This window comes from Oscillibacter sp., from assembly GCF_031978065.1.
Lineage (GTDB): Bacteria > Bacillota > Clostridia > Oscillospirales > Oscillospiraceae > Oscillibacter.
In genome coordinates this window covers 1-6,720 of record NZ_DALZCH010000144.1, presented here as the reverse complement: position 1 = coordinate 6,720, position 6,720 = coordinate 1, and the positions used below count along the sequence as shown (strand labels likewise).

At 58.3% G+C, this 6,720-nt stretch carries 6 protein-coding genes; all 6 read left to right on the top strand.

The features are described from left to right. Positions 1-558: zinc metallopeptidase (locus tag RTK01_RS15310; RefSeq protein WP_312281803.1), on the top strand; the 558-nt coding region annotated here is incomplete at its 5' end. Next, positions 555-1,892, top strand: coding sequence for a 16S rRNA (cytosine(967)-C(5))-methyltransferase RsmB (gene rsmB / locus RTK01_RS15305; RefSeq protein ID WP_312281802.1), 1,338 nt, complete (start codon positions 555-557; stop codon positions 1,890-1,892). The genes RTK01_RS15310 and rsmB, both read left to right, overlap by 4 nt. Continuing rightward, entirely contained in the window at positions 1,889-2,920 is a 1,032-nt protein-coding gene (rlmN, locus tag RTK01_RS15300) for a 23S rRNA (adenine(2503)-C(2))-methyltransferase RlmN (protein WP_312281801.1), read from the top strand. Before rsmB ends, rlmN begins: the two co-directional genes overlap by 4 nt. A 5-nt stretch (positions 2,921-2,925) precedes the next feature. Then, positions 2,926-3,681, top strand: a complete 756-nt coding sequence (locus tag RTK01_RS15295; protein WP_312281804.1) for a Stp1/IreP family PP2C-type Ser/Thr phosphatase — start codon at positions 2,926-2,928, stop codon at positions 3,679-3,681. A gap of 1 nt (position 3,682) precedes the next feature. Beyond that, positions 3,683-5,704 carry a Stk1 family PASTA domain-containing Ser/Thr kinase gene (gene pknB / locus RTK01_RS15290; protein WP_312281800.1) on the top strand — a complete coding sequence of 674 codons (2,022 nt, stop codon included), beginning with the start codon at positions 3,683-3,685 and terminating at the stop codon, positions 5,702-5,704. Then, positions 5,697-6,584, top strand: a complete 888-nt coding sequence (gene rsgA, locus RTK01_RS15285; protein ID WP_312281799.1) for a ribosome small subunit-dependent GTPase A — start codon at positions 5,697-5,699, stop codon at positions 6,582-6,584. Before pknB ends, rsgA begins: the two co-directional genes overlap by 8 nt. The last annotated feature ends 136 nt before the right edge of the window (positions 6,585-6,720 follow it).

Genomic DNA, 6,720 nt, shown 5'->3' with positions numbered 1-6,720 from the left:
GTGCTGCGGGCCCACGGGGTCACCGGTGTGACAATTCATCCCACCCATGGACGGCTTACCGATCACTATGACCCTCGGTCCAACGCAATCTATCTTTCCGAGGACGTGTACGGCGCGGCCACGGTGGCGGCGGTGGGCGTGGCCTGCCACGAGGCGGGGCACGCGGTGCAGTACGCCGTGGGGTACGCCCCCGTCCGGCTTCGCAACCTTATCATTCCCGCAACCAGCTTTGGCTCTCGCTTCTCCTTTATCCTGCTGCTGATCGGAATGCTGATGTACAGCCAGTCCTTATTTTTGGCGGGCATCATTTTGTTCGGAATCACCACATTCTTTCAGCTTGTTACCCTGCCGGTGGAGTTTAACGCCTCCGCCCGAGCCATCGAAACCATTGAGAATGAGGGTTTGCTGGCGGAGGAGGAGATTGGGGGCGCAAAAAAGGTTCTTCGGGCGGCTGCGCTGACGTATGTGGCGGCGCTTTTGACCAGCCTTCTGCAGCTTATGCGGTTCGTGGTCATTTTTGCGGCCCGGGGCGGCAACCGACGGGGAGACCGCAGATGAGAGACCGGGATACCGCACTGCGAGTGCTGAGCGCCGTCTCGTCCAATGCCGCATGGGCAGACGCTTCTTTGAAAGCCCAGCTCCGAAGAGACGGCCTGACCGGCGCGGAGGCCGCGTTGGCCACACGCATGGTCTACGGCGTTTTGCAAAACCGTGCCCTACTGGATTTTTATCTGAGGGCCTACTGCTCCCAGAAGGTGAGCCATTTACAGATACCGCTTACGGACATTTTGCGTCTGGGTGCGTATCAGATTTTGTTTTTGGACAAAGTGCCGGACCGGGCGGCGGTAAACGAAGCCGTGGAGCTGGCGAAGAAAAACAAACGGGGTGCGGCCTCTGGGCTGGTGAACGCCGTTTTGCGGAAGCTATCTTTGAACAGGGACACGCTTCCAGCCATTCCCGACAGGGACGAGGCGCAGTATCTTTCCATCAAGTACAGCCACCCCAAGTGGCTGGTAAAGCGGCTTTTGGCGCTGCTGGGCCGGGAGGAAGCGGAGGCTTTCCTTGCTGCCGACAACGGTGTTGCGCCCCTGACGGTGCAGGTCAACACGCTGAAAACCACCCCGGAGGAGCTAGCCTCAAAGCTCACGGCAGCGGGACTAGGAGTCACTCCGCATGCGTGGGTTCCGGATTGTCTAGAGCTGTCTTCCTCCGGCGATCTGACGGCGCTGGAGGCATTTGGACAGGGCGAGTTTTTCGTGCAGGACCCCGCAGCAAAGCTGGTGGGCTTGGTTGCCGCTCCCAAAAAGGGACAGCGGGTCATCGACATGTGCGCCGCTCCGGGCGGAAAGTCCTTCGGTGCGGCGGTGCTGATGGGGGACGGAGGAGAGATTTTATCCTGCGACCTCCACGAAAAAAAGCTGGTCCGCATTCAAGAGGGCGCCGCGCGGCTGGGACTTACATCTATCGAGGTCGTTGCCGCCAATGGGACGGTTTTCCGCCCCGAGTGGGCAGACAGCGCCGATGTGGTGCTGGTGGACGCGCCCTGCTCCGGCCTTGGTATTATTCGCAAAAAACCGGACGTTCGGTATAAATCCCCCGACGATCTGTTTACACTTACCGTAGCTCAGTCCGCGCTTTTAGAAAACGCGGCGCGATATGTGAAGCCCGGCGGTACGCTGATCTACTCCACTTGTACTGTGCTTCCGGAGGAAAACGGCCATATTGTGGACGGATTTCTCTCCGCCCAACCGGAATTTTCCCGGGAAAGCTTTACGCTGCCCCTGCCTCTCGGGGAGCAGATGGGGGAGCTGACCCTCTGGCCCCATCGCCATGGGACCGATGGATTCTACATCTGCCGCCTGCGGCGCGCTGAAGGGGAAATCCCACAATGATTGACTTGAAATCCCAGACGCCGGAGGAAATGACCCGTACCCTGAAGGACATGGGGGAGCCTGCTTTTCGCGGAAAGCAGGTGTTCTCCTGGCTCCATGGGGGCGTGACTTCCTTTGATGAGATGACGAACCTGCCAAAGTCTCTCCGGGAAAAGCTGGAGCGTACATGTATTCTCACGCCGCCTGTGGCCGTGCGCAAGCAGGTTTCCAAGCTGGACGGCACCGTGAAATACCTTTGGGAGCTAAGCGACGGAAACTGCATCGAATCGGTTTTTATGCGCTATCACCACGGGAATACTGTCTGCATCTCCTCCCAGGTGGGCTGTTTGATGGGCTGCGCGTTCTGCGCATCCACTGTGGCGGGAAAGGTCAGAAACCTGACGCCGGGGGAGCTACTGGATCAGGTGATTTTTACCCAGAAGGACGCCGGTCTGCCGGTTTCCAATATTGTTTTGATGGGAATTGGGGAGCCGCTGGACAATCTGGACAACGTGCTGCGGTTTTTGGAACTGGTGAACTGCCCGGAGGGGCTGAACATCGGCATGCGGCATATTTCCCTGTCTACTTGCGGCATTATCCCCGGCATCGAGCGCCTTGCCGAGCTGAGCCTTCAGCTTACGCTGTCCGTCTCTCTCCACGCGCCGGATGGGGAAACCCGCGCTAAAATCATGCCGGTGAACCGGGCCTATCCGGTGGAGGAGCTGTTTGCCGCCTGCCATCGTTACTTTCAAAAAACAGGGCGGCGCATTTCCTTTGAGTACGCCATGATCGACGGCGTGAACGATGGTGACTGGCAGGCGGACCTCATTGCCCAAAAGCTGAGAGGGATGCCGGGGCATGTGAATCTCATTCCGCTGAACGACGTGGTAGAAAGCCCGTTCAAGCCTTCTAAACGGACGGCGGCGTTTCAAAAGCGGCTGGAGTCCCATGGCGTGACCGCTACGGTGCGGCGGAGCTTGGGCGGGGATATCGACGCTTCCTGCGGTCAGCTCCGTCGGAAGGCCATGGAAGAGAGGAAAGGAGTGTGACCGACATGCAGGTTTGGGGCATTACGGATGTGGGTCTGGTCCGTAAAGACAATCAGGACGCTTTTGCCGTGCGGGAGCGCACGGACAGCGGACACACCGTCTGCGTGGTATGCGACGGCATGGGCGGCACCGCCGGCGGCCGTCTGGCAAGCCATATCGCGGTAGATACCTATATGCGGGAGGTGCGGCGCGTTCTGCGCCCGGAGATGACGCCGGGGCAGCTCCGGGAGGCGTCATCCTTTGCGGTGTCTCTTGCAAACAAGGCAGTCTGGGAAGCGGCGCGGCAGAGCGAAGAATTTCAGAACATGGGAACTACGCTGGTGGCCGCCGTGGGCTATGGCGGCGGCGCTGTGGTGAGCAACGTGGGCGACAGCCGCGCGTATCATATTACAAAAGAGTGCATCCAGCGGATTACGAGGGACCACTCGCTGGTGGAGAGCATGGTGGAGCGGGGGGACATTACCGCCGAGGAGGCTCGCCGCCATCCAAACCGCAATCTGATTACCCGGGCGCTGGGGCCGGATGAGCTGATCGAGTGCGACGGCTACATATGCCCCATGGAGCCGGGGGAAATTATTCTGCTGTGCAGTGATGGGCTGGTAGACACCGTGTCGGATCAGGAAATGCTGGACGAGGTGAACCGCGCCAAGCCGGGAGAGGACTGCCTTGCAAGGCTTTTGGATCTCTCTAAGGAGCGCGGCGCAAAGGACAATGTAACCGCCGTGCTGATGCGCGAAACAGACGGAAAGGGGGGTGTGTGACATGGTGGATTCTTATATCGGAAAAATGCTGGACAGCCGCTACGAAATTCTGGAGCGGATTGGGACCGGCGGCATGGCCGTGGTATATAAAGCCAAATGCCACCGCCTGAACCGGCTGGTGGCCGTGAAGATTCTCAAGAGCGATTTGGCGCAGGATGAGGAGTTTCGCCGTCGGTTCCACGCGGAGTCCAAGGCTGTTGCCATGCTGTCTCATCCCAATATCGTTTCGGTGTATGACGTGTCCCAAAGCGCGGAGGTGGAATACATCGTCATGGAGCTAATTGACGGCATTACGCTCAAGCAGTACATGGAGAAGCGGGAAAAGCTGGACTGGCGGGAGTCTTTGCACTTTATCACCCAGATTATGCGCGGCCTATCCCACGCCCACAGCCGGGGGATTGTCCACCGGGACATCAAGCCCCAGAACATCATGGTTCTGCGGGACGGCAGCGTGAAGGTGGCTGATTTCGGCATTGCCTGCCTTGAAAACTCTGCCCAGACCCTGACGCAGGAGGCCCTTGGCTCCGTCCACTATATCTCTCCGGAGCAGGCCCGGGGCGACCGGACCGACGCACGCTCCGACATTTATTCCTCCGGTGTGGTGCTTTATGAGATGCTCACCTGCCGCCTGCCTTTTGAGGGTGATTCCGCCGTGTCGGTGGCCATTCAGCATCTCAGTTCCATTCCCCTGGCGCCCCGGGAGATTGACGCTGGGATCCCCGAGCCGCTGGAGCTGATCTGCATGAAGGCCATGGCCCCGGACCGGGACCGGCGGTATGACTCCGCCGAGGCCATGATTCTGGATCTGGATGCCTTCCGTAAAAATCCCGGCGTGGATTTGGACATTGATCCCAAGGACCTTCGCCCGGAGGAGCCTGACGAGCCAACCCGCCCGCTGCGCACCGGAGCCGTGGTGGCTGCCGCCGCGCAGCACCATGCCGCCCGGGAGCTTTCCCGTGAGCGGGAAACCGGACGGGAATACGGGCGGGGCCGCGACCGGAAGTATAACTCGGATTACGACCGGGACCCGCCCCGAAAGTCCGAAGGAGAGCTGTCCCCTCAAAAACGCACGGCGATGATTGTTGGTGTGGTGGTTGTGGCGCTGGTGGCGGTGTTTTTCGTGGCCCGGGCCGTGTTCGGATCTATGGAACCAGGGGACAAATATCTTGTTCCCAATGTGCTTGGACTGACGGTGGACGAGGCCAATGCGCTTCCCGAGGTTGATGGAATTTTTACAATTAATGTGGTGAGCAGGGTTTACGACGATGCGCCCGTGGATGTGATCCTCAAGCAGGATCCGTCGGAGAACATGCCGAAAAAGACCAACCTTGTCATTGATGTCACCGTCAGCGCAGGGGCGAGAACCGACACGATGCCGGACGACTTGATCGGAAAAAACATTCAGGTTGCAAAGGTGGATATGAAAACACTCATCGCCGATTTGAAGCTGGATATTCAACCAATAGAGGAGAGCAGTGACGACGTGATGGCGGACGCCATCATTCGCACGGATCCGGAGGCGGGGGCTATCCTTAAAAAGGGCGACACCGTAATACTGTATGTCAGCACGGGACCGGAGAAAATCCCGGTGGATGTGCTTCCCTTGACCGCACTTCCCGTTGACAAGGCTAAGGAGCTGGCCAGAAGTCTGGGGCTTGAGGTAGAGGTAAAAGATGTGGAGAGCAACGAGGCCGTCGGTATGGTGGTGGCGCAGGACCCCGCCGGAAACACGAAGGCCAACAAGGGTGACAAAATTATCCTCTCCGTCAGCAAGGGTCCTGCGGGTACGAATCCCCCCTCGGAAAATTTGATTCTCCAGCCAGCGACCTTCTCGCTGCCGCAGGATGGGCGGGAAACCGTTCATATGGTGGTGCTGCTGGATGGACAGTCACAGTTTGACGGCAATGTGAATTGCAGCGACGGAACCACTACCGTGGACTTGTATGGCACCGGCACTGGCACGGTGCAGGTGTATTACGACGGAACGCTGTTTGAAACACGCACGGTAAGCTTTGATGCGTGAGGGCCGAATTCAAAAGGCCCTCAGCGGGTTTTACTACGTGGAGTGCGACGGTGAAATATTTTGCTGCCGCGCCAGAGGAAAATTTCGCAAAGAGGGCGTTTCTCCCTTGGTGGGGGACCGGGTGGAAATCCGGGAGCTTGGCGGCGGCGAAGGCTATGTAGAGGCCATAAAGCCCCGAAAGAATACCTTTCGCCGCCCTTCTGTGGCAAATGTGGACCAGATTGTGATCATTGCCTCGGTGGCCCTTCCCAAAACCGACCCTTATCTCATCGATCGGCTCTCCGCCATCGCGGCGCTAAAGGACTGCGGCGTAGTGGTGGTGCTGAACAAGTGCGATTTGAACAGTGCCGATGGTTTGTATGAGATTTACCACGCCGCGGGCTTTTCCACGGTCCGCGTCAGCGCGGAAACAGGGGAGGGTCTGGAGGAGCTGAAGCCGTTAATAGCTGGAAAGTTATCCGCCTTTACGGGGAATTCCGGCGTGGGAAAGTCCAGTATCTTAAATGCGCTGGACCCGGAGTTTGGGCTGAAGGTGGGAGAAATCAGCGTGGCCCTCGGCCGCGGACGGCACACCACCCGTCACGTAGAGCTTTTTCACCTGTCCTGCGGCGCAGAGGTGGTGGATTCCCCGGGCTTTGCATCCTTTGATTCCGAAGAACTGGATTTGGAGCTGAAACACCGCCTTCCGGAGACTTTTCCGGACTTTTTGCCGTATGTGGAGGGTTGTCGGTTTGTGGGGTGCAGCCATACGAAGGAAAAAGGCTGCGCGGTGCTGGAGGCCCTTATGGACGGAAAGCTTCAAAAGAGCCGCCACGACAGCTATCTCCGGCTTTACGAGGAGTTGAAGCCCCTTAAGGAATGGGCGGAGCAGAAGAAATAGGACAAGTGCGGATACCTCATTTACGGTATCCGCACTTTTTTATTTTTCCTTTTTCGCGTAAAAAGTTCCCCGCTTTGAAACTTTCTTCCGCACTCTTTTTTCTTTCCGGGTATATACTGGAGTACGAGAGGAGGTG